Origin of the sequence: Arthrobacter sp. U41 (genome assembly GCF_001750145.1) — a bacterium.
GTDB lineage: Bacteria > Actinomycetota > Actinomycetes > Actinomycetales > Micrococcaceae > Arthrobacter.
This window is the reverse complement of the sequence record NZ_CP015732.1, coordinates 102,332-125,383: the sequence shown is the minus strand read 5'-3', so window position 1 is coordinate 125,383 and position 23,052 is coordinate 102,332. Positions and strand designations below refer to the sequence as shown.

The 23,052-nt window shown below is 69.8% G+C and carries 18 protein-coding genes; 14 read left to right on the top strand and 4 right to left on the bottom strand.

The annotated features are described in order from the left end of the window. Positions 1–4: 4 nt before the first annotated feature. From ASPU41_RS00560 to ASPU41_RS00530, 7 genes are all read left to right on the top strand, one after another. Positions 5–352 carry a holo-ACP synthase gene (locus ASPU41_RS00560; protein WP_024366340.1) on the top strand — a complete coding sequence of 116 codons (348 nt, stop codon included), beginning with the start codon at positions 5–7 and terminating at the stop codon, positions 350–352. A 62-nt stretch (positions 353–414) separates the two neighbouring features. Next, positions 415–1,929: an NAD(P)H-hydrate epimerase gene (locus ASPU41_RS00555; RefSeq protein WP_069949257.1), complete on the top strand. Its 1,515-nt coding sequence runs from the start codon at positions 415–417 to the stop codon at positions 1,927–1,929. A 91-nt stretch (positions 1,930–2,020) separates the two neighbouring features. After that, positions 2,021–4,261 carry a glycogen debranching protein GlgX gene (gene glgX / locus ASPU41_RS00550; protein WP_069949256.1) on the top strand — a complete coding sequence of 747 codons (2,241 nt, stop codon included), beginning with the start codon at positions 2,021–2,023 and terminating at the stop codon, positions 4,259–4,261. After that, positions 4,258–6,585, top strand: coding sequence for a malto-oligosyltrehalose synthase (treY, locus tag ASPU41_RS00545; RefSeq protein WP_069949255.1), 2,328 nt, complete (start codon positions 4,258–4,260; stop codon positions 6,583–6,585). The genes glgX and treY overlap by 4 nt, the downstream gene beginning before the upstream one ends. Before the next feature lie 43 nt (positions 6,586–6,628). Continuing rightward, a complete protein-coding gene (gene treZ / locus ASPU41_RS00540; protein ID WP_069949254.1) occupies positions 6,629–8,437 on the top strand; it encodes a malto-oligosyltrehalose trehalohydrolase in 1,809 nt (602 codons plus the stop codon). Positions 8,438–8,452: 15 nt separating this feature from the next. Then, entirely contained in the window at positions 8,453–9,490 is a 1,038-nt protein-coding gene (gene mgrA / locus ASPU41_RS00535) for an L-glyceraldehyde 3-phosphate reductase (RefSeq protein WP_069949253.1), read from the top strand. A gap of 169 nt (positions 9,491–9,659) precedes the next feature. Next, positions 9,660–10,745, top strand: coding sequence for an inositol-3-phosphate synthase (locus tag ASPU41_RS00530; RefSeq protein WP_069949252.1), 1,086 nt, complete (start codon positions 9,660–9,662; stop codon positions 10,743–10,745). Between the two features lie 206 nt (positions 10,746–10,951). On the opposite strand, the gene ASPU41_RS00525 is transcribed toward ASPU41_RS00530, so the two are convergent. The 3 genes from ASPU41_RS00525 to mshA form a co-directional block, all read right to left on the bottom strand. After that, on the bottom strand, positions 10,952–11,617 hold the full coding sequence (locus ASPU41_RS00525) for an endonuclease domain-containing protein (RefSeq protein WP_331712767.1): 666 nt from the start codon (positions 11,615–11,617) through the stop codon (positions 10,952–10,954). 518 nt (positions 11,618–12,135) lie between these two features. After that, positions 12,136–13,785, bottom strand: a complete 1,650-nt coding sequence (locus tag ASPU41_RS00520) for a formate--tetrahydrofolate ligase (RefSeq protein ID WP_069952385.1) — start codon at positions 13,783–13,785, stop codon at positions 12,136–12,138. Between the two features lie 175 nt (positions 13,786–13,960). Beyond that, the gene (gene mshA, locus ASPU41_RS00515; protein ID WP_069949250.1) at positions 13,961–15,247 is read right to left on the bottom strand and encodes a D-inositol-3-phosphate glycosyltransferase; all 1,287 of its coding nucleotides are present in this window, start codon (positions 15,245–15,247) and stop codon (positions 13,961–13,963) included. A 159-nt stretch (positions 15,248–15,406) separates the two neighbouring features. Here mshA and ASPU41_RS00510 point away from each other — a divergent pair, with 159 nt between their 5' ends. Next, positions 15,407–15,943, top strand: coding sequence for a GNAT family N-acetyltransferase (locus tag ASPU41_RS00510; RefSeq protein WP_442856223.1), 537 nt, complete (start codon positions 15,407–15,409; stop codon positions 15,941–15,943). 8 nt (positions 15,944–15,951) lie between these two features. Here ASPU41_RS00510 and ASPU41_RS00505 read toward each other — a convergent pair whose 3' ends face one another. Beyond that, positions 15,952–17,391, bottom strand: a complete 1,440-nt coding sequence (locus ASPU41_RS00505) for a family 4 glycosyl hydrolase (protein WP_069949248.1) — start codon at positions 17,389–17,391, stop codon at positions 15,952–15,954. Between the two features lie 81 nt (positions 17,392–17,472). Between ASPU41_RS00505 and ASPU41_RS00500 the strand changes: the two genes are divergently transcribed. The 6 genes from ASPU41_RS00500 to tsaD all read left to right on the top strand — a co-directional run bounded on the left by ASPU41_RS00500 (position 17,473) and on the right by tsaD (position 23,035). Further along, positions 17,473–18,564, top strand: a complete 1,092-nt coding sequence (locus ASPU41_RS00500; RefSeq protein ID WP_069949247.1) for a PfkB family carbohydrate kinase — start codon at positions 17,473–17,475, stop codon at positions 18,562–18,564. A gap of 293 nt (positions 18,565–18,857) precedes the next feature. Next, positions 18,858–20,078 (top strand): alanine racemase, encoded by a 1,221-nt coding sequence (gene alr / locus ASPU41_RS00495; protein WP_069949246.1) that lies wholly within the window; start codon positions 18,858–18,860, stop codon positions 20,076–20,078. Then, on the top strand, positions 20,075–20,716 hold the full coding sequence (gene tsaE / locus ASPU41_RS00490) for a tRNA (adenosine(37)-N6)-threonylcarbamoyltransferase complex ATPase subunit type 1 TsaE (RefSeq protein ID WP_069949245.1): 642 nt from the start codon (positions 20,075–20,077) through the stop codon (positions 20,714–20,716). The genes alr and tsaE overlap by 4 nt, the downstream gene beginning before the upstream one ends. After that, positions 20,716–21,387: a tRNA (adenosine(37)-N6)-threonylcarbamoyltransferase complex dimerization subunit type 1 TsaB gene (tsaB, locus tag ASPU41_RS00485; RefSeq protein WP_069949244.1), complete on the top strand. Its 672-nt coding sequence runs from the start codon at positions 20,716–20,718 to the stop codon at positions 21,385–21,387. Before tsaE ends, tsaB begins: the two co-directional genes overlap by 1 nt. A gap of 35 nt (positions 21,388–21,422) precedes the next feature. After that, complete coding sequence (gene rimI, locus ASPU41_RS00480; protein WP_069952384.1) at positions 21,423–21,890, top strand: ribosomal protein S18-alanine N-acetyltransferase; 468 nt, start codon at positions 21,423–21,425, stop codon at positions 21,888–21,890. After that, a complete protein-coding gene (tsaD, locus tag ASPU41_RS00475) occupies positions 21,887–23,035 on the top strand; it encodes a tRNA (adenosine(37)-N6)-threonylcarbamoyltransferase complex transferase subunit TsaD (RefSeq protein ID WP_069949243.1) in 1,149 nt (382 codons plus the stop codon). The genes rimI and tsaD overlap by 4 nt, the downstream gene beginning before the upstream one ends. The last annotated feature ends 17 nt before the right edge of the window (positions 23,036–23,052 follow it).

The window sequence follows — 23,052 nt, the reverse complement described above, 5'->3', positions numbered from 1 at the left end:
CGCCATGATTGTTGGCATTGGCGTAGACGTCGTAGACATTGAACGGTTCGGCCGGCAGCTCGAGCGCACCCCCGGGCTGCGCGACCGGCTGTTCGTCCCCGCAGAGCGCGAACTGAACACGCGCTCCCTGGCTGCCCGGTTTGCCGCGAAGGAGGCCGTGGCCAAAGTCCTCGGCGCCCCGGCGGGCATGAACTGGCAGGACTGCTGGATCGGGCTGGACCAGAACGGGCCCACCGTCCAGGTCAAAGGCACGGTGCTGGCCGTCGCGGAATCGAAGGGCGTCAAACGCTGGCACCTCTCGATGAGCCACGACGGCGGCATCGCCACGGCGACGGTCATCGCCGAAGGCTGAGCATTACGAGCCTGTCCAGAGCCTGACTCCCACAGCGAATGCACCGCGAATGGACTGAAACCATGATCAGCGCCTACACCGGAACCCAGATACGAGAGGCTGAAAAGCGCTTCCTGGACGATGGTGCGGGCGCTGTTCTGATGCAGCGGGCCGCCTACGGGCTGGCCAACGCGGTGGTCCGCGAACTGCGGGCCGGCGGGAGGCGCCTCTACGGCGCCAGCGCCACGGTGCTCGCCGGCAAGGGCAACAACGGCGGTGACGGACTGTTCGCGGCGGCGATGCTGGCGCGCCGCGGCATGCGGACGACGGCGGTCCTCACCGCGGGCGGCGCCCACCCGGAAGGACTCGCGGCCTTTGAAAAGGCCGGCGGCCGGGTGCTCCGGCTGACTCCGGACAATGTGCCCGTTGCGGCGGCGGCCGCTGCCGGCTCCGACGTCGTCATTGACGCGGTCCTGGGGACCGGTGCGCAGGGCGGGCTCCGGGGACCGGCCGCGGAGCTGGTCGAGGCGCTCGGACGCTCCCGGCCCGGGCTGGTGGTGGCCTGCGACATTCCCAGCGGTGTGGACGCCGACACCGGAGAAGCCCACACCCCGGTGCTCCGGGCGGAGCTGACCGTGACTTTCGGGGCGGCCAAGGCCGGACTGCTGGCCGATCCCGGGGCTGACTTCACCGGCCGGGTACTGGTGATTCCGATTGGCATCGACGCTGCCCTGCCGGAGCCGGCCCTGCGCCGCTTCGAAGCGGAGGACCTGTCCGCCCTGCTGCCCCAGCCGGAGCGCCGCTCGCACAAGTACACCCGCGGCGTCCTGGGCGTCGTGGCCGGGTCGGCGCAATACCCTGGCGCCGCCGTGCTCGCCTGCCGCGGCGCCCTGGCGTCCGGCGTCGGGATGGTGCGCTACCTCGGCCCGCCCGACGTCGCGGACCTGGTCCGGAGGTCCTGCCCCGAAGTCGTCTGCGGCTCCGGCAGCGCCGCGGACACCCACGTCCAGGCCTGGCTCCTGGGCCCGGGCCTGGATGAAGCAGCCCACGAGCAGCTGGAGCGGGTCCGCGACGCCGCCGCCAGCGGGCTTCCCGTCGTGGCCGACGCCGGGGCGCTGCCCGCCCTGCCCCGGGCCCTGACCCCACGGTTCGTGCTGACACCGCACGCCGGGGAACTCGCCGCCTTGCTGGCGCGGTACGGGGAGGAACCCGGCCGCTCCGACGTGGAGCAGGTCACCCTCGCCGCGGCCCGGCGTGCCAGCGAACTGACCGGCGCCACCGTGCTGCTCAAGGGCGCCACAACACTCGTGGCCGCACCGTCAGGTGCCGTCTTCAGCCAGGCCGAGGCGTCACCCTGGCTGGCCACGGCCGGCAGCGGGGATGTCCTGGCCGGTGTGCTCGGATCCCTGCTGGCTCAACTGGCGGAAAACACCGGGGCCTTCACCTCCCGCGGCATCCCCGACGCGGACCGTTGGGCCGGCATCGCGGCGATTGCCGCCAGCGTCCACGGAAGGGCCGGGAGCCTCGCCTCCGCAGGTGCGCCGGTCACGGCGAGCGGCATAGCAGAGGCCGTCCCGGAGGCGCTGCGGAGAATGTAACGCCGACCGCACGAACCGTCCCGACAGGGATGATAACCCTACTTACAAGTAGTCTGTCTAGAGATTGTCCGCATATGCACGAGGAGAACACATGGAAGTCTGGCCCGGAACGGCATACCCGCTGGGAGCCACCTTTGACGGCACTGGCACCAACTTTGCCCTGTTCAGCGAACGTGCCGAACGGGTGGAGCTGTGCATCCTTGCCGATGACCTGAGCGAGACACGGATCGAGCTGACCGAGGTGGACGGCTACGTGTGGCACTGCTACCTGCCGCTCGTCCAGCCGGGGCAGAAGTACGGCTACCGGGTCCACGGCCCGTACGCGCCGGAGCACGGCGACCGCTTCAACGCGAACAAGCTGCTCCTTGACCCGTACGCCAAGGCCATCCAGGGCCAGATCGACTGGGACCCGGCGCTCTTCACCTACGAGTTCGGCGACCCCGACTCCCGCAACGACGCCGACTCGGCCCCGCACACCATGCACGGCGTGGTGATCAACCCGTTCTTCGAATGGGACGGTGACCGCCTGCTGCGCATCCCGTACCACGAATCGGTGATCTATGAGGCCCACGTCAAGGGCCTGACCGAGCTGCACCCGGAAATTCCCGAAGAGCAGCGCGGCACCTACGCCGGAGTGTCGCACCCGGCGGTTATTGACCACCTCAAGAAGCTCGGTGTCACCGCGATCGAGCTCATGCCGGTCCACCAGTTCGTCAACGACGGCACCCTCGAAGAGAAGGGCCTCAACAACTACTGGGGCTACAACACCATCGGCTTCTTCGCCCCGCAGAACACCTACAGCTCCTCCGGCGACGTCGGGCACCAGGTCCAGGAATTCAAGGCTATGGTCCGCGAGCTGCACAAGGCCGGCATCGAGGTGATCCTGGACGTGGTCTACAACCACACCGCGGAAGGCAACCACCTCGGCCCCACGCTCTCCTTCAAGGGCATCGACAACCAGGCCTACTACCGCCTCGTCGACGACGACCTGAAGCACTACATGGACTACACCGGCACCGGCAACTCGCTCAACGTCCGGCACCCGCACTCGCTCCAGCTGCTGATGGACTCGCTGCGCTACTGGGTCCTGGAAATGCACGTCGACGGCTTCCGCTTCGACCTCGCCTCCACCCTGGCCCGCGAGTTCTACGACGTCGACAAGCTCTCCACCTTCTTCGAACTCATCCAGCAGGACCCGGTGGTCTCCCAAGTCAAGCTGATCGCCGAGCCCTGGGACATCGGCCCCGGCGGCTACCAGGTGGGCAACTTCCCGCCGCAGTGGACCGAATGGAACGGAAAATACCGCGACACGGTCCGCGACTTCTGGCGCGGGGAGCCCTCCACGCTGGGCGAATTCGCGTCCCGCCTGACCGGCTCGGCGGACCTGTACGAAAGCTCGGCGCGGCGCCCGGTGGCCTCGATCAACTTCGTGACCGCCCACGACGGCTTCACCATGCGCGACCTGGTGTCCTACAACGAGAAGCACAACGATGCCAACGGCGAGGGCAACAACGACGGCGAATCCCACAACCGGTCCTGGAACTGCGGCGAGGAAGGGGACACCGACAACGAACGCGTGCTGACTCTCCGCGCCCGGCAGCAGCGCAACTTCATCGCCACCCTGCTGCTCTCGCAGGGCGTCCCGATGCTGCTGCACGGTGACGAACTCGGCCGCACCCAGCAAGGCAACAACAACACCTACTGCCAGGACTCCGAGCTGAGCTGGATCCACTGGGAAGCCATGGACCAGCCGCTGGTGGAGTTCACCGCCGTGGTCAACAAGATCCGCCACGACCACCCGACGTTCCGGCGCAGCCGCTTCTTCGACGGCCGCCCGGTGCGCCGCGGCGAGGGCGAAAAACTGCCGGACATCGTCTGGCTGACACCGGACGGCACCGAAATGCTCCCGGAGGACTGGGACAGCGGCTTCGGCCGCACCATCGGCGTCTTCTACAACGGCCACGGCATCCAGGAACAGGACTCCCGCGGCCGCCGGATCACCGACGACAGCTTCCTGCTCGGTTTCAACGCCCACGACGAGGACGTGGACTTCACCCTGCCGGCGGAGGAGTACTCGCCGTTCTGGGACGTCCTGGTGGACACCTCGGACCAGGCCGACACCACGGAGCCGCTCAAGGCACGGTCGGTGCTGAAGCTCGCCGCCAAGTCCATGGTGGTGCTCCGCGCCCACTCGGGCCCCGAGGTTGAGGTGGATTACTCCGCGGCCGCGTCACTGGCCTCGATGGCCGAGCACGAGGACGCCCTCGAGGAGATGGCGGAGGCACAGGCCGACGCCGCCGCGACCAGCGCGGCGAAGGCTGCCGCCGAATGAGGACCCCCGTCTCCACCTACCGGCTCCAGGTCCGGCCCGGTTTCACCCTCCAGGACGCCGCCGACACGGTGCCGTACCTGAAGTCACTCGGCGTGGACTGGATCTACCTTTCGCCGATCCTGACCGCGGAGAAGGGCTCGGACCACGGCTATGACGTCACCGACCCCTCCGCGATCGACCCCGACCGTGGCGGCCCCAAGGGCCTGGTCGCCGCGTCACAGGCGGCGCGGGAAGCCGGGATGGGGGTGCTCGTCGACATCGTGCCGAACCATGTCGGCGTCGCAACCCCCGCCCAGAACCCGTGGTGGTGGTCCCTGCTCAAGGAGGGCCAGCAGTCCCGCTACGCCCCGGCGTTCGACGTCGACTGGGACTTCGGCGGCGGCCGGATCCGGATCCCCGTGCTGGGCTCGGACTCCGACGTCGACGCGCTGGAAATCAAGGACGGGGAGCTGCGGTACTACGACCACCGCTTCCCGCTCGCCGAGGGCAGCCACACCGAGGGCGATGACCCCCGGGCGGTCCACGACCGGCAGCACTACGAGCTGATCGGCTGGCGCCGGGCCGACAACGAGCTGAACTACCGCAGGTTCTTCGCCGTCAACAGCCTCGCCGGCATCCGGGTCGAACTCCCGGAGGTCTTCGATGAGGCCCACGCCGAGGTCATCCGCTGGTTCCGCGAAGGGCTGGTCGACGGTCTCCGGATCGACCACCCGGACGGACTGGCGGACCCGGAAGGTTACCTGCACCGGCTCCGCGAGGTCACGGGCGGCAGCTACCTGCTGATCGAGAAGATCCTCGAGCCGGGGGAGGTGCTTCCCGACAGTTTCGACTGCGACGGAACCACCGGCTACGACGCCCTCGCGGACGTGGACCGGCTCTTTGTCGACCCCGCAGGGCAGGAAGCCCTGGACGCCCTCGACGCCGAACTGCGCGGCGGCCGGCCCGCCGACTACGAGGAGATGATCCGGGGCACCAAGCGCCGGATCACGGACGGGATCCTGCACTCGGAGATGCTCCGGCTGGCGCGGCTGGTGCCGCCCGGCGCCGGCCTCCCGGTCGACGCGGCTGCCGACGCCCTCTCCGAGATCATCGCCGCCTTCCCGGTGTACCGCAGCTACCTGCCCGAGGGTGCCGACGTCCTGACGGAGGCGTGCGCACTAGCCGTCCGCCGCCGTCCCGAGCTGGCCGACGCCGTCGCGCTGCTGCTGCCGCTGCTGCTGGACGCCGGTCCGGAGGAAAGTGCCGAGCTGGGGCGCCGCTTCCAGCAGACCTCCGGCATGGTTATGGCCAAGGGGGTGGAAGACACCGCGTTCTTCCGTTACACCCGCTTGGGCACGTTGACGGAGGTCGGGGCCGATCCCACTGAATTCTCCGTGGCGCCGGAGGAATTCCACCACCGGATGGTCCGCCGGCAGGCCGAGCTCCCGCTCTCCATGACCACGCTGAGCACGCACGACACCAAACGCAGCGAAGACACCCGTGCCAGGATCTCGGTCCTCGCGGAGCTGTCCGGTGAATGGAAGGCCGTCCTGGCCCGGCTGCAGGAACTGGCGCCGCTGCCCGACGGGCCGCTGGCGAACCTGCTCTGGCAGTCCATTGCCGGTGTCTGGCCCGCGGACCGGGAACGCCTCCAGTACTACGCGATGAAGGCGGCCCGCGAGGCCGGCAACTCAACGGACTGGCTGGACCCGGACGAGGCCTTCGAGAAGCAGCTCTCCGCGGCCGTCGACGCGGTCTTCGACCATCCCAGGGTCCGGGCGGAGCTGGATTCCCTGGTGGAGCTTCTGGCGCCCTGCGGCGCCGTCAATTCCCTGGGCGCCAAGCTGGTGCAGCTGACCATGCCCGGGGTCCCGGATGTCTACCAGGGCACCGAGTTCTGGGACCGCTCGCTGACGGATCCGGACAACCGCCGCCCGTTCGACTACGGCGCGCGGCGCGCGGCCCTGGCAGCACTCGACGCCGGCGAACGCCCGGCGTCGTACACGGACGAAACCGCGAAGCTGCTGGTCACCTCGCGGGCGCTGCGGCTGCGCCGGGACCGCCCGGAGCTGTTCACCGGCTACCGTCCGGTTGCGGCAACCGGGCCGGCGGCCGGGCACCTGGTGTGCTTTGACCGCGGGACTGCCGCGGACGCCGGGGCGCTCACCCTCGCCACCCGGCTGCCCCGGGGACTGGAGCAGCAGGGCGGCTGGCGGGACACCGCCGTCGACCTTGCCGTGGACATGGCGGACGAGCTGACGGGGAACACCTTCCGCGCCGGCCCGGTGCCGCTGGCCGAGATCCTGCGCGACTACCCCGTGGCGCTGCTGGTGCCCACCTCCTGACCGCCCCGACTGACGAACCCATCCTGGGGAACGGAAGAATGCCATGACCTTGCCTGCACACGGAACCGAACGCTTTAACCTCTGGGCGCCCGACGCGCACACCATCACGCTGCTCGCGGACGGCCGGGAGTACCCGATGAGCCGGATCACCGGTCCCGGACCGGCCGGTGTTGTCGGCTCGGGGCCGGATGGCCTCGACCACAGCGGCGGCTGGTGGACCGCGCCGGACGCGCCCGCCGCCGGGGACGTGGACTATGGCTACCTGCTCGACGGGGACACCACACCGCTGCCGGACCCCCGGTCCCGGCGTCAGCCCGAGGGCGTGCATTCCCTGTCGCGGACCTTCGACGCCGGCAGCCATGAGTGGGCGGACGGGCAGTGGCAGGGCCGCGGACTGCAGGGAGCGGTGATCTACGAGCTGCACCTGGGGACCTTCACCCCCGAGGGCACGCTGGATGCGGCCATCGGGAAGCTCGATTACCTGGTGGAGCTCGGCATTGACTTTGTGGAGCTGCTGCCGGTGAACGGCTTCAACGGAACCCACAACTGGGGCTACGACGGGGTCCTCTGGTATGCGGTGCACGAGGGCTACGGCGGACCCGCCGCGTACCAGCGGTTCGTCGACGCCGCCCACGCCGCCGGGCTGGGCGTGATCCAGGACGTGGTCTACAACCACCTCGGACCCAGCGGGAACTACCTTGGCCGCTTCGGGCCGTACCTGAAATCGGGGGAGGGCAACACCTGGGGCGACTCGGTGAACCTCGACGGCCCCGGCTCCGACATCGTGCGCAGCTACATCCTGGAGAACGCCGCCATGTGGCTGCGGGACTACCACGTGGACGGGCTGCGGCTCGATGCCGTGCACGCCTTCAAGGACGAGCGGGCCATCCACCTGCTGGAGGAGTTCGGTGCGCTGGCGGACGATGTCTCCGCCGAGACCGGACGCCCCGCCACGATGATCGCCGAATCCGACCTCAACGATCCGCGGCTGCTCTACCCGCGGGAGGTCAACGGCTACGGCCTGGCCGGGCAGTGGAGCGACGATTTCCATCACGCCGTCCATGTCAACGTCAGTGGCGAGTCGACCGGCTACTACGAGGACTTCGGCTCCGTCGGCGCGCTGGCGAAGGTCCTGGTCGACGGCTTCTTCCACGACGGCAGCTACTCCAGCTTCCGCGGACGGCACCACGGCCGGCCCATCAACACGGCCCTGGTCCACCCGGCAGCCCTCGTGGTCTGCAGCCAGAACCACGACCAGATCGGCAACCGGGCCACGGGCGACCGGCTCTCCCAGACCCTGGGCTACGGGCAGCTGGCGCTCGCCGCCGTCGCGACCCTGACCTCGCCGTACACGGCGATGCTGTTTATGGGCGAGGAATACGGCGCCAGCACGCCGTGGCAGTTCTTCACCTCGCACCCGGAACCGGAACTCGGGAAGGCCACGGCCGAGGGCCGGATCAGGGAGTTCGAGCGGATGGGCTGGGACCCCGCCGTCGTGCCCGACCCGCAGGACCCGGAGACCTTCACCCGCTCCAGGCTCAACTGGGCCGAGGCCGTCGAGGGTGACCACGCCCGCCTGCTGGCGCTGTACCGGCAGCTGATCGCGCTGCGGCGCTCGACGCCGGAGCTCGCGGGCCTCGGGTTCGAGGACACCGCGGTGGCCTTCAGCGAGGCCGACCGCTGGCTCCGCCTGCGCCGGGGCAGCGTGGAGGTGGCGATGAACTTCTCCGCAGAACCGCGCAGGCTCGCCGTGGCCGGTGCCTCGATCGCGCTGGCCACCGACGGCGGCGTGCGTCTCGACGGCAGCCAGCTCGACCTGCCCGGCCACAGCGCCGCCATCATCTCGAAATAGGACAGGACAGTTCGTATGACATACGTTGCAGCAGAAACCCGTTATGACTCCATGCCGTACCGCCGCGTGGGCCGCAGCGGGCTGAAGCTCCCGGCCATTTCGCTGGGCCTGTGGCACAACTTCGGCGACGACAAGCCCTTCGAAACCCAGCGCGCCATCCTGCGCCGGGCCTTCGACCTTGGCGTCAACCACTTCGACCTGGCCAACAACTACGGCCCGCTTGCCGGCTCCGCCGAAACGAACTTCGGCCGGCACCTCAAAGACGACTTCGCCCCGTACCGGGACGAGCTCATCATCTCGACGAAGGCCGGCTACAACATGTGGCCGGGCCCGTTCGGCGAATGGGGCTCGCGCAAATACCTGCTCGCCAGCCTGGACCAGTCGCTGAACCGCATGGGCCTGGACTACGTGGACATCTTCTACAGCCACCGGCCCGACCCGGAAACGCCGATGGAAGAGACGATGGGCGCCCTGGACCAGGCCGTCCGCTCCGGGAAGGCCCTGTACGCCGGCATCTCCTCCTACACCCCGGAACAGACCCTCGAGGCCGCACGGATCCTGAAGGAGCTCGGCACCCCGCTGCTGATCCACCAGCCGAGCTACTCCATGCTGAACCGCTGGACCGAAAACGGCAGCCCCAACCTGTACGAGGCCCTGGACCAGGTTGGGGCGGGTTCGATCGCGTTCTCGCCGCTGGCGCAGGGCATGCTGACCGACCGGTACCTGAACGGGATCCCGGCCGGTTCACGCGCCGCGCAGGAGAAGTCGCTGGACGAAAACAGCATCACGGAGGACAAACTGGACCGGGTGCGGGGCCTGCACCGGATCGCCGAAGGCCGCGGGCAGAGCCTCGCGCAGATGGCCATCGCCTGGATCCTGCGCGAGCAGGGCAAGGGCTCCTCCGTGACCTCCGCGCTCGTCGGCGCGTCCAGCGTCCGGCAGCTCGAGGACACCCTGTCCGCGATCAACAACCTCGACTTCACCGCCGGGGAGCTGATGGCGATCGACGAGTTCGCCGTCGAGTCCGACATCAATCTGTGGGCCCAGAAGTAGCAGTCCGGGCCCGCAAGTAACAAAACGGCGCCGGCCGGCGGGAACAAGCAGCCCGCCGGCGTCGTTGACTAGAATGCTAAGGGCGCCGTACGGCGCCGTGCCCGTCTGCTGCCGCAGCGCTTCAGCGCGCGCCCGCGCCGGGCATGAAGTTTGTTCTCAAAGGAGTTCCGTGTCTTCACATCCGATTCGTGTCGCAATCGTCGGCGTAGGTAACTGTGCCACTTCGCTGGTCCAGGGCGTTGAGTACTACCGGGATGCCGACCCCAAGGCCACGATTCCGGGGCTCATGCATGTCGAGTTCGGCAAGTACCACGTCAACGACGTCGAGTTCGTTGCCGCGTTCGACGTCGACGCCAAGAAGGTGGGCCTGGATCTGTCCGACGCCATCCTGGCCAGCGAAAACAACACCATCAAGATCGCCGACGTCCCGCCCACCGGTGTCACCGTCCAGCGCGGTCCGACCCTTGACGGGCTCGGCAAGTACTACCTCGAGACCATCGAGCAGTCCACGGAGGAGCCGGTCGACGTCGTCCAGGCGCTCAAGGACGCCAAGGCCGACGTGATGGTCTGCTACCTGCCGGTCGGATCGCAGGAAGCGGCGGAGTTCTACGCCCAGTGCGCCATCGACGCCGGGGTGGGCTTCGTCAACGCCCTGCCGGTCTTCATCGCCGGCACCAAGGCCTGGGCGGACAAGTTCACCGCCGCCGGTGTCCCGATCGTGGGCGATGACATCAAGAGCCAGATCGGTGCCACCATCACGCACCGCGTCATGGCCAAACTGTTCGAGGACCGCGGCGTCACCCTGGACCGCACCTACCAGCTGAACGTCGGCGGCAACATGGACTTCAAGAACATGCTGGAACGCGACCGCCTCGAGTCCAAGAAGATCTCCAAGACCCAGGCCGTCACCTCCAACGTGGAGGCCGACATCGCGCCCCGCGATGTGCACATCGGCCCGTCGGACTACGTCCAGTGGCTCGACGACCGCAAGTGGGCCTTCGTCCGGCTTGAGGGCCGGAACTTCGGCGACGCCCCGGTGTCGCTGGAATACAAGCTGGAAGTCTGGGACTCGCCCAACTCCGCCGGCGTGATCATCGACGCCATCCGCGCCGCCAAGATCGGCCTGGACCGCGGCATCGGCGGCCCGCTGCTCTCCGCGTCGAGCTACTTCATGAAGTCCCCGCCGGAGCAGTTCAACGACGACCTCGCCCGTGACAAGGTCGAGGCCTTCATCCGCGGCGACCTGGAGCGCTAACCCCGCCCCACCAACCGGACGCTCCCGCAGCTGTGGTGTGTTCCAACCGGACGCTCCCGCAGCTGTGGTGCTTTCCAACACGACGCTCCCGCACCTTTGGTCCGGGAGCGTCGTGTGTCCGGGGTGCGTCGGTAAACGATCCCTCACGTACGGTTGGCGCCAGCCCGATCCCCCTCACGTTCGGCCGTTGTCGGCGGATCGGTCCCTCACGCTGGGCTGGCAAAGCCAGCAGCGGCGGACGGGCTGAGGTACGCACTGCGGAGGATTCGTTTGATCTTGGCGGTTGCGCTCGCGAAGCCGTCTGCAAGGTCGTTTTTTGTCAGGACGAGCACCGTCCATCCTGCTGCCTCGAAGGCCTTGTCACGGCGTCGGTCGCTGAAGATCTGGTCGGGGAGCAGGTGGTGCCCGCCGTCGTACTGGACAGCCAGCCGCCGGCGGCGATAGCCCAGGTCAGCCGTGGGGGAAACCGGGCTTTCCGGGTGCAGTTCGAGCTGCAGCTCCGGCTCCGGGAGACCGGCGTCGCACATAGCAAGGCGCAGCAACGTTTCCGGACCTGAGTCGGATCCCACTCGCATCAGGTCCAGGGCCGCCCGGGCGCGGACGATTCCCTGCAGGTTCGGGTGGCGACCCACCATCGAACGTAGCCCATCGACGGTCGCGAAGGGCTCGCTCCTGCCCTCCAAGCCGAACCGGGGAACCCTAACGAGCTCGTCGCCCATGCAGACCAGTTCGGACAGGTTCAACCGCCGTGCGAGGTCGAGCCACGTCCGGGGTCGCGTGCTGATCCGGATGCCGTCCGCCGTTTCGACTTCGTCCTCCCAAGCCAGGACCGTGTGGCCGACGATGCCCTTGCGCCGGACCTCTGGCAGCACCCGTGGCTTGCTCAGGTGCAGCTCCTCAGAATCCGAGAGCCACGGTGGCAAGAGCTGACATCGAAGCCTGGCGGCCGTGACGTGCGAGATCCAGGCCCCTGGTGACGCGGCGGACAGTGCGCGAGCCGCCGCCTCCAACTCGAAACTCCACTCCGCGGGCCGGTAGAGACCCCGGCTGACATGACTGACGTCGGACTGTCTGAGCCTGGCTCTCGGCACTCCCAAGGACTTGGCAGCGGCGACGGTGAATGGTGCCGCGCCGAGTTGACCCGGGAGCTCCCTTGGCGTTCTCATGCTGGCATTGTGAACCCATTTGAAGAACCCTGCAGGAGTTATCCACAGACGACCCGAACACCCGCGTCGTCCTGCTCAGAATTCAGGTGGCCGGGCGTAGTGGGACGGCGCCGGATCTGCGGGAGCGTTGGGTGGGACGGCGCCGGATGTGCGGGAGCGTTGGGTCGGACGACGCCGGATCTGCGGGAGCGTTGGGTGGGACGGCGCCGGATCTGAGGGAGGGTCTAGAAGAGGCCGACGGGGTTGCCTTCGGCGTCGACATCCATGCGCATCGCGGCCGGGACCTTGGGCAGTCCCGGCATGGTCATGACCGCGCCGGTGAGGGCCACGATGAACCCGGCGCCGGTCTTGGGGATGAGGTCTCGGACGTGCACGGTGTAACCCTTCGGGGCGCCGAGCTTGCTCGCATCGTCGCTGAAGGAATACTGGGTCTTCGCCATGCAGACCGGGAAGCCGGACCAGCCGTGCTTCTCGATCTCCGCGAGCCGCTTGAGCGCCGGGACGGAGAAGTCCACCCCGTCGGCGCCGTAGACCTCCTGCACGATCGTCCGGATTTTGTCCTCCACCGACATCTCCAGCGGGTACAGGTGACGGAAGGTGTGCGGCGCGTCGAGGGCCGCGGCGACCTTGGCGGCGAGTTCGTCGCCGCCGTCCCCGCCCCCGCCGCGGCCCCAGACATCGGCCACGGCAGCCGGGACGCCCTCCGCGTCGCACCATTCGAGCAGCCAGTCGAGCTCCTCCCGGGTGTCGGTGGCGAACTTGTTGATCGCCACGACCGGTGTGATGCCGAACTTCTCCACGTTGCGCACATGGCGCTGAAGATTGACGACGCCGGCAGCGAGCGCGTCCAGGTTGGGCTCCTTGAGCTGGTCCTTGGCGACGCCGCCGTGCATCTTCAGGGCCCGGACCGTCGCCACCAGCACGACGGCGGACGGGGCCACGTCGGCGACGCGGGACTTGATGTCCATGTATTTTTCCGCACCCAGATCGGCGCCGAAGCCGGCTTCGGTAACGACGATGTCCGCCAGGCTGCGCGCGGTCTGGGTGGCGATCAGGGAATTGCAGCCATGGGCGATGTTGGCGAACGGTCCGCCGTGGACCAGGGCCGGGGTCCCGGCGATGGTCTGGACCAGGTTCGGTTTGAGGGCGTCCTTGAGCAGCATGGTCAGGGCACCCTGGACGCCCAGCTCCGCCACCGTGACCGGCTGCCGGTCGTAGGTGTAGCCGAACGTGATCCGTCCGAGCCGTTCCCGCAGGTCGGCGAGGTCGGTGGCGAGGCAGAACACCGCCATGATCTCCGAGGCGACGGTGATGTCGAAGCCGTCCTGCCGCGGGATGCCCTGCGTCGGGCCGCCCAGGCCGATCACGACCTCGCGCAGCGACCGGTCGTTCATGTCCAGCACGCGCTTGAAGGTCATCCGGCGGGGGTCGATGTTCAGCTCGTTGCCCTGGTAGATGTGGTTGTCCACGAGGGCCATCAGGGCGTTGTTCGCCGAGGTGACGGCGTGGAAATCGCCGGTGAAGTGCAGGTTGATCTCGTCCATCGGCAGCACCTGGGAGTAGCCGCCGCCGGTGGCGCCGCCCTTCATGCCCAGGATCGGGCCGAGCGAAGGTTCGCGCAGCGCGATCATCACCTTGTGGCCGGCCCGGGCCAGGGAATCCGCCAGGCCCACCGTGGTGGTGGACTTGCCTTCGCCGGCGGGAGTGGGGGACATCGCGGAAACCAGCACCACCTTGCCGGGGGCCCGGGACACACCGCCGGCCTGTGCCGCGGCGAGCTTGGCCGGGTCGATCTTGGCCTTGTACCGGCCGTAGAACTCGAGGGCCTCGGCGTTGATCCCGGCCGCTGCGGCAATCTCCCCGATCGGCCGCATCGTGGCCCGCTGCGCGATCTCCAGATCACTCAACGCGGCTGCCCCCGAGGCACCGGCGGCGCCCGCGGAACCCGCCGCTGCTGTGGCGGGGGATCCGGGAATCGTGGTTTCAGACATCGTCGTCCTTTGGCTCGTGGCGTCGGTGGGTGTTCCGGCCAGTGGGTTCAGGCCGCTGTTAGCGGCCCAGGGGTCCGGCCGGGGGTGTGTGGCCCAGCGGAATGGTCAGGTTTCCAAAGTACTGGCTCAAGGCGGTGTGGTAGCTCTCCAGCGTGATCGCGGCGGTGCGTTGCCAGCCGAATTCCTGCGCGTGCAGGGAGGCAGCGCGGCCCATGTCCTCGCGGGTCGCTGGGTCGTCGTGCAGGGCTTCCAGGGCGTCGGCCCAGTCGGCGGGCTTGTGGCCCTCGATGAGCAAGCCGGTCCGTCCGTCGAAGATGGCTCGGGAGAGCCCGCCGACCTTGGTGGCGACCACAGGCGTTCCGCAGGCCTGCGCCTCGAGCGCCACGAGACCGAAGGACTCGCTGTATGACGGCATCACCACGACGTCGGCGGACCGGTACCAGCCGGCCAGCTTCGGTGCGCTGACCGGCGGATGGTGGGTGACGACGTCGTCCATTCCGGCGGCGCTGATCAGCGACTTCAGGTCGAAGTCCTTGGCCCCGCTGACCGCGCCGACGATGGTCAGCTGAAGGTCGATGTCCGGGCGCCGTGCCCGCAGCAGTGCGGCGGCCTTCACCAGGATCTGCGGGCCCTTGAGGCGCTGGATCCGCCCGGCGAACAGCAGATGGAAACGGCCCGGCGGCACCCCGTGGTCTGCCCTGGCCCGGCCGCGGAACGCCGGTGTGAAGATCTCCAGATCCACCCCGGGCGGGGCCACATCAATGTGGTCGTTGTCCGCGTGGTAGTGCGAGACCAGTTCCGCCGCTTCGGTGCCCGTGTTGGCGATCAGCCGGGTGGCGCCGTCGACAATCCGCTGTTCGCCGTCCTCGCGCCGGCGCGGCTCGCGCTCCTCCCCGGCGACTAGCAGCAGGTTCTTCACCTTGGCCATGGTGTGCATCGTGTGGACGAGGGGCAGGCCCCACAGGCTGGCGAGCTCGAGCCCGGCCACCCCGGAAACCCAGTAGTGCGAATGGATCACGTCGTAGCGGCCGTGCGGCTGGAGCTGCCGGATGCGGTCGATTTCGGCGACCATGCTGTGCAGCAGTTCGGGCAGTTCTTCCTTGGGCAGCTTCCGGGCCGGGCCGGCGAGGACGTTGTGCACGCAGACTCCGGAGGAAGGATGCTCGACGGCGGCCTGCCCGGCCGACGTGGACCGGGTGAAGATCTCCACCTCCACGCCGGTCTCGGCGAGGGCAGCGGCGAGGGCGCGGATGTACACGTTCATGCCCCCCGCGTCGCCGGAGCCGGGCTGCTCCATCGGGGAGGTGTGCAGGGAGAGGAACGCCACGCGGCGGATCAGCGACATTCTTCCCCTCCCTCTCTGGACGGGGCCCTGATGGACAGGTCCCGATAAACGCGGCCGGAACTGCGTTTCGATAAAACACTACTCCTGAAGTTCCCGCGGCTTCACAGGGCGGCGGGCGGCGCCGGTCACAGAACCGGGGGTGCTGCTAACGTGACGGCTGTGAGCACAAGCGCAGAGACAGATTCCACCGGCCCCGGCTGGGATATCCGCCCGGCCACCGGCGGGGACTGGCCGGGGATCTGGGAGATCCTCGAGCCCGTCATCCGGGCCGGGGAGACCTTCACCTGGGACCGGGACACCACCGAGCACCAGGCGCGTGAACGGTGGCTCCGGCAGCCCCCGGGCCAGACCTTCGTCGCGGCGGGACGGGGCGAGTTCGAGGGGGTTGTTTTGGGCACCGGGGAGCTGCACGCCAACCAGGGCGGCGGCGGAAGCCACGTCGCCAATGCCGGGTACATGGTCCACCCGGCGCACGGGGGCAAGGGGGTCGCCCGTGCGCTCTGCGCCTATTCGCTGGACACGGCACGCGCGGCCGGGTTCCGGGCCATGCAGTTCAACGCCGTCGTCGAAAGCAACGTCCGGGCTGTCGCCGCCTGGAAGTCCCTGGGCTTCGAGGTGCTGGCGACCATCCCGGAGGCGTTCCTGCACCCGCGCCTGGGCTACGTTGGCCTGCACGTGATGTACCGCAGGCTCTGACGCCGGGCTCAGGTCCCAGCGGACCAGAGCCTCCCCAGTTCCGGGAACGCGGCCTCGTAGCCGGCCAGCAGTTGTCCCGCGAGGTCCCCGGAACCGACCAGCGGGTGCGCGGCGAAGGCCGCCAGGGCCGCCTCACGGCGGCCCGGCCCGGTTGTCCCGGGGTCCCGGCTGGTCGCCTTCACGACCAGCCGCTCGACGTCCTTCACCCGCCGGAGCAGGTCCAGTTGCGCCGGCGCGGGCCGTTCCTGCCGCAGCGGGACCACCCCCTCGGGTGTCACCCGGCAGGGGACCTCGACGACGGCGTCCGCCGGCAGTCCGGGAATCGCCGCGGCGTCACCGGCGCCAGTGCCGGCACCTGTGCCCTCACCGGTGCCGGCGTCGCTGGCGGTGTTGGGGGTGTTCAGGATCAGCTCCGCCGGACCGCCGCCGGAGAGCGCGCGCATGACCGCGAGCGCGACGCGTTCGTAGCCGCCCCCGGCGAGGTCGGTCTCATCCCGGCGCTCGCCGGCGGGACGGGCCTCGGCGAGATAGCCCTCCTCTCGGGAGCGGCGGGCGTCATCCCACAGCCGGAAGGCCTCCGGGCCGGCCGCCGCGAGCCGCGGATAGAGCTCGGTCTGCTGCCGGTCGATGGACTCGCCGCGGGTCGTGGCGGAGGACCGGATGCCGGCCAGGGCACGTTCGGTCTCGTAGTAGTAATAGAGGTACTCGTTCGGCAGGGCGCCCAGGTCCGCCAGGAAGGGCTGCGGAAACAGCCGGCCTTCCTCGAAGCCGGCCAGGGCGTCGGCGTCGGCCAGCAGCCCGGGCAGCACGTCCCGGCCGCCGGCCTCCAGGCGGTACAGCCAGCCAAGATGGTTCAGGCCGTAGTACCCCACGCCGTCGAGCCTGCCCTCGGGAAGGTCGACGCCGGCGGCCCGCGCCGCCCGGTGGACCAGCCCGCTCGCCGAATCGCAGATGCCCACCACCCTGCGGCCGAGCACCGGAACCAGGGCCTCGGTGACCATACCGGCCGGGTTCGTGAAATTCAGCAGCCACGCGTCCGGGCAGTGGCGCCGCATCTGGGCCGCGAGATCGAGCATGCGGGGGATGGACCGCAGCGCGTAGGAGATCCCGCCCGCCCCCGTGGTCTCCTGGCCCAGGAGCCCCAGGGCCAGGGCCACCCGCTCATCGGCGGTGCGGCCGGCCGTCCCGCCGGGGCGGATCGCGGCGAAGACCAGGTCCGTGCCGTCCAGCGCCTCGGCCAGCGACGTGGTGGCCCGGACCGGGGGAAGGGCGGCGCCGGCAGCCTGCCCCGCGAAGGAGGCCAGGACCGCGTTGATGGCGGCGAGGCGGGCCGGATCGACGTCGTACAGCACCAGTTCCCGGACCAGGCCCGCGAACGGTCCCGCGCAGAGCGCCCGGTAGACCAGCGGTACCCGGAACCCGCCGCCTCCGGCAATCATCAGCCGCATGTCCCCAGTCTATTCACAGTGGCTCTCCCGGGCCCGGCGCACGCCTTTCCAGCGGTACCGGGACGGCGTAATGTGCCATACATGGACGCGAAACCGACGCGGCGCTTTGATCCGCTTTCCTCCGTCCGGACCCCGACGGCGGGGGGCTTCGACTTGCTGCTGACCGGGACCGTTTTCCAGGACATCATCTTCACCGGGCTGCCGCACGCGCCCGTCGCCGGAACCGAGATCTGGAGCGACGGGATGGGCAGCTGCCCCGGCGGCGTGGCCAACCAGGCCATCGCCGCGGCCCGGCTGGGGCTGCGGACCGGGCTGGCGGCCGCGTTCGGCGACGACGGCTACGGCGACTACAACTGGAAGATCCTGGCCGGCCAGGAGCACGTGGACCTGTCCCTGTCCCGGCGTGTGCCCGGCTGGCACTCGCCGGTCACGGTGTCCCTCAGCGTGGAGCACGACCGGTCCATGGTGACGCACGGCCACCCGGCCCCGGTAACCTCCAGCGAACTGGTCGGCACCCCTCCTCCGGCGCTCGCAGCGGTCGCGGAGCTCGGCGAGGAGCTGGAGCCGTGGGCGCTCGACGCGTACAAGGCCGGGGTGCGGCTGTTCGGCGACGTCGGCTGGGATCCCACCGGCGCCTGGTCCTCCACCCGGCTGGAGAACCTGCAGTACTTCCACGCCTTCATGCCGAACCAGCACGAGGCGATGAACTTCACCGGCCACGACAATCCGTGGGCGGCCCTGTACGCCCTGGCGGACAAGGTCCCGGTCGCCGTTGTGACCCTTGGGGCGCAGGGGGCGATGGCCGTGGATTCCGAAACGGGCGAAGAGGAGTGGGTGCCCTCGCTGCCGGTGTCCGCCTTCGATCCGACCGGGGCGGGGGACTGCTTCGGTGCCGCCTTTATCGTCGGCTGCCTCGCCGGCTGGCCGCTCGGCGACCGACTGCGGTTCGCCAATCTCTGCGCCGCCCTGGCCGTGCAGGAGGTCGGCGGCTCGCTGGCCGCACCCGGCTGGGGGGACATCGCCGACTGGTGGCACCGGGCCAACGCCCGGAAGGAACGGCAGAGCAGCCAGTGGCTCCGGCGCTACAGCTTCCTCGAGGACATCGTCCGGGATGTGCCGCCGGAGGCCCAGCGGCGGGCGACGGCGACCATCGCGCACCTGTCGGACGCGTAAGCGGCGCCGCCGCCCGGGCTTGCTCCCGCCGGACATGCCCCGCGCTGGGTGTAAGGAATGGGCATAAGGCCTTGTGCCCAGCGGCGGGCGCGAGCACTGGGCATGTCCCTCGGGCGCGCTCCGGCCTCGGGACCGGGTGGCCGCTGGACATGTCCCGCGCTCGGGGTAAGGAATGGGCATAAGGCCTTGTGCCCAGTGGCGGGCGCGAGCACTGGGCATGTCCCGTGGGGGTGAGGGAGGCTGCCGCGGGGCCCGAATTCAGCCGCATGCGCTGCCACCCCTAGAATCGTTAAGTGACTTACCCAGCAGCAACCGGTGATTCCCGGCCCGTCCCTCAGGCTTCGCCAGCCCACGTGGAGGAACGCTCGGCAGTAATCGACCTCCAAGCCATCCGGCACAATGTCCGCCGCGTGGCGGCCGTGGCGTCGCCGGCCCGGGTGATGGCAGTCGTCAAGGCCGATGCCTACGGCCACGGCGCCGTTCCCGTCGCCCGCGCGGCCCTCAGCGCAGGAGCCACCTGGCTGGGAACGGCCCACATTTCCGAAGCCCTGGCCCTGCGCGCCGCCGGCATCGAGGCGCCCCTGCTGGCCTGGCTGCACACCCCGGAGAGCAACTTCGCCGCCGCCGTGGCCGCTGGGATCGACATCGGCTGCTCGGGCTGGGAACTGGAACGCATCGTTGCGGCCGCCCGCGAGCAGGAACGGCCTGCCCGCGTGCACCTCAAAGTGGACACCGGGCTGGGACGCAACGGGGCGACCCTGGATGCATGGGACAGCCTCGTCGGCGAAGCCATGGAATACCAGGACCAGGGCCTGCTGCGGGTGGTGGGCATCTTCTCCCACCTGGCCGTCGCCGACGAACCCGAGCGCCCGGAAACCGACGACCAGCTGACAGCCTTCCGTGAAGCCCTCGCCATCGCCCAGGACGCCGGCGTGGACCCGGAAGTGCGGCACCTGGCCAACACCCCGGCCACCCTGTCCCGGCCTGACACCCATTTTGATCTGGTCCGCGTCGGCCTGGGGCTCTACGGACTCTCGCCGTTCGAAGGTCAGAGCTCGGAAGAACTGGGCCTGCGCCCCGCAATGACCCTCCGCACCGTCGTTTCGCACTGCAAGGATGTCCCGGCCGGCCAGGGAGTGTCCTACGGACTTAATTACCGCACCGGCAGCACCAGCACCCTGGGACTGATCCCGCTGGGCTACGCCGACGGCGTGCCGCGGATCGCCACCGGAGGACCGGTCCGCGTCGGCGGCGTGAACTACCCGGTCGTGGGACGCATCGCGATGGACCAGATGGTGATCGACCTCGGCCCGCTCAACGTTTCCGCCGGCGGACCCACCGTCCTCGGTGCCGAGGCGGTGCTGTTCGGCAACGGCGACGGCGGCGGCCCCACCGCAGAGGACTGGGCCCGGGCGGCCGGCACGAACAACTATGAGATCGTCACGCGGATCAGCCCCCGGGTGCCGCGCCGCTACATCAACGAAGAGCCCGTCAGCGAAGAGTCCCGGCCGTGAGCGCGGCGGCCTGGGAACGGACCCTGGAAGTCCGGACCGCGGACGAAACCCACGCCCTCGCGGCCAGCCTCGGCGCCCAGCTGCAGGCCGGGGACCTGCTGGTCCTGACCGGTGAGCTGGGAGCGGGAAAGACCACCTTCACCCAGGGCCTCGGGGAGGGCCTGGGGGTCCGGGCCGGCATCATCTCACCGACGTTCGTGCTGGTCCGCATCCACCCGAACCTGCCCGACGGTCCCCGGCCGGGCGGCCCGGACCTGGTGCACGTTGACGCCTACCGGCTGGGTTCGGCCTCGGAAATCGACGATATCGACCTGGAAAACACCATGGACAGCTCCGTGACCGTGGTGGAATGGGGCCGCGGCCGGGTGGAACACCTGAGCGAGAGCCGGCTTGAGGTGGACCTGGTCCGCAGCCTGGGCGGCACGCCCGGGGTTCCGGAATCCACGCAGCCTCCGGCCCCCGCGCAAACCCCCGGGGTGCTGGACTTCGACACCGACGACGACGACGAACCCCGCACGATCGTGATCCGTGGCTTCGGCCCCCGCTGGGTGCACCCGCCCGCACTGGAGGCGCCCGCTGACACCGCGCCTGCCGGGACCGCTTCCGAATCCGCGCCCCACACCCCGGAAGGGCACTGATGCTGATCCTTGCCATTGACACCTCGGCCGTGGCCAGCGCCGCGCTCGTCTCCGACGACGCCCCGGAGTCCCTCGTGGGCAGCTTCTCCACCGAGGACACCCGGAGCCACGCCGAAGTGCTGGCGCCGGGAATCGCGGCGCTCCTCGCCGAGGCGGGCCTGAGCGGCGCCGACGTCGACGCGGTTGTCACCGGGGTGGGGCCGGGCCCGTTCACCGGCCTGCGCTCGGGCATCGTCACGGCCCGCACCCTTTCGTTCGTGTGGGGCAAACCCCTGTACGGGCTGATGAGCCTGGACGCCATCGCGCTGGAAGTGGCGGAATCCACCGAAGCGGCGCCGGAGTTCATCGTCGCCACGGATGCGCGGCGCAAAGAGGTCTACTGGGCCCGCTATGTGCTCACCGGCAGCCAGCTGCCGCAGCTCCTGGACGGCCCGCATGTCGGCTTCGCCGCGGACCTGCCCGAGCTGCCGGTCTACGGCGCCGGCGCCGGCCTCTACGCCGACGTCGTCAAGGCTGTCCCCGAATTCAGCTCCCGCCAGCCCGAGGCCCTCTCGCTGGGCCAGTTCGCCCTCGCACGGCTCGCAGCAGGGGAGCAGCTGCTCGATTCCACACCGCTCTACCTGCGCGAGTCCGACGCCCAGGTCCCCGGCCCGCGGAAGAGGGCGCTTTGAACGCCCGGGCGCCGGGCGGTGTGATCCTGCGGGAGATGACCGCGGCGGACATCCCCGCCGTGCATGAACTGGAGCGCAGGCTGTTCCCGGTGGACGCCTGGCCGCTGCAGATGTTCTTTGATGAGCTGGCGCAGGCCGAAACGCGGCGCTACCTCGTGGCCGAGCTGGCCGGGAAGATCGTGGGCTACGCCGGGCTGATGTGCATCGAGCCGATCTCGGACGTCCAGACCATCGCCGTCGTCCCGGAGCAGGAAGGCCGGGGGATCGGTTCGGCGCTGCTCACCGAGCTCATCCGGGAAAGCCGGCGGCGCCGCGCCGATGACGTGCTCCTGGAGGTCCGGGCCGACAACCCCCGAGCCCAGCAGCTCTACCGCCGGTACGGCTTCGAACAGATCCACGTCCGGCCCCGCTACTACCGCGACGGCGTCGACGCGCTGATCATGCGGCTGCGGCTCGGCGCCCGCGAACCCGACACCACGCCCAGGGAAGCAGACCGCCCATGAACAGCACCCAGCCGGAGGGGCCGCTGGTCCTCGGCATCGAATCCTCCTGCGACGAGACCGGCGTCGGGATCGTCCGCGGCACGCAGCTGCTGACCAACACCGTGTCCTCCTCCATGGAGGAACATGTCCGGTTCGGCGGCGTGATTCCCGAGATCGCCTCCCGCGCCCACCTGGACGCCTTCGTGCCCACCCTCCGCGAGGCGCTCGCAGGGGCCGGGGTGACGCTCGCGGACATCGACGCGATCGCCGTCACGTCCGGTCCGGGGCTCGCGGGAGCGCTGATGGTGGGCGTCTGCGCGGCCAAGGCGCTCGCCGTCGCCACGGGCAAACCGCTCTACGCCATCAACCACCTCGTCGCGCACGTCGGCGTCGGGCTGCTCCAGACGGACGACGGCGGGCCGCTGGCCTCCGCCGGCCCCGCGCGGGCGGACGTTCCGCGGGGGAGCGCGCTGCCGGGGAACGCCCTGCCGGAAAACCTGGGCGCCCTGCTGGTCTCCGGCGGGCACACCGAAATCCTGCGGATCCGGAACATCACCGGGGACGTCGAGCTGCTCGGGTCCACGATCGACGACGCCGCCGGCGAGGCCTACGACAAGGTGGCGCGGCTCCTGGGCCTGGGCTATCCGGGCGGCCCGGCCATCGACAGGCTGGCACGCACCGGCAACGCCAAGGCGATCCGCTTCCCGCGCGGCCTCAGCCAGCCCAAATACATGGGGACCGCGGAGGAACCCGGGCCGCACCGCTATGACTGGTCTTTCAGCGGACTCAAGACCGCCGTCGCACGCTGCGTGGAGCAGTTCGAGGCCCGGGGCGAGACGGTGCCGGTGGCGGACATTGCCGCGGCCTTCCAGGAGGCCGTGGTGGACGTCATTACGTCCAAGGCGGTGCTTGCCTGCCGGGAGAACGGCATCACCGAACTGCTGCTCGGCGGCGGTGTGGCGGCGAATTCGCGGCTGCGCCAGCTCACGGAACAGCGCTGCAGCGCCGCCGGCATCCGGCTGACCGTCCCGCCGCTGGACCTGTGCACGGACAACGGCGCCATGGTGGCGGCTCTGGGCGCCCAGCTGGTGATGGCGGGGATCGCGCCGAGCGGCATCGCGTTTGCGCCGGATTCCTCGATGCCGGTCACCACCGTCTCGGCCTGAGACCGTCCCGCGGGGCA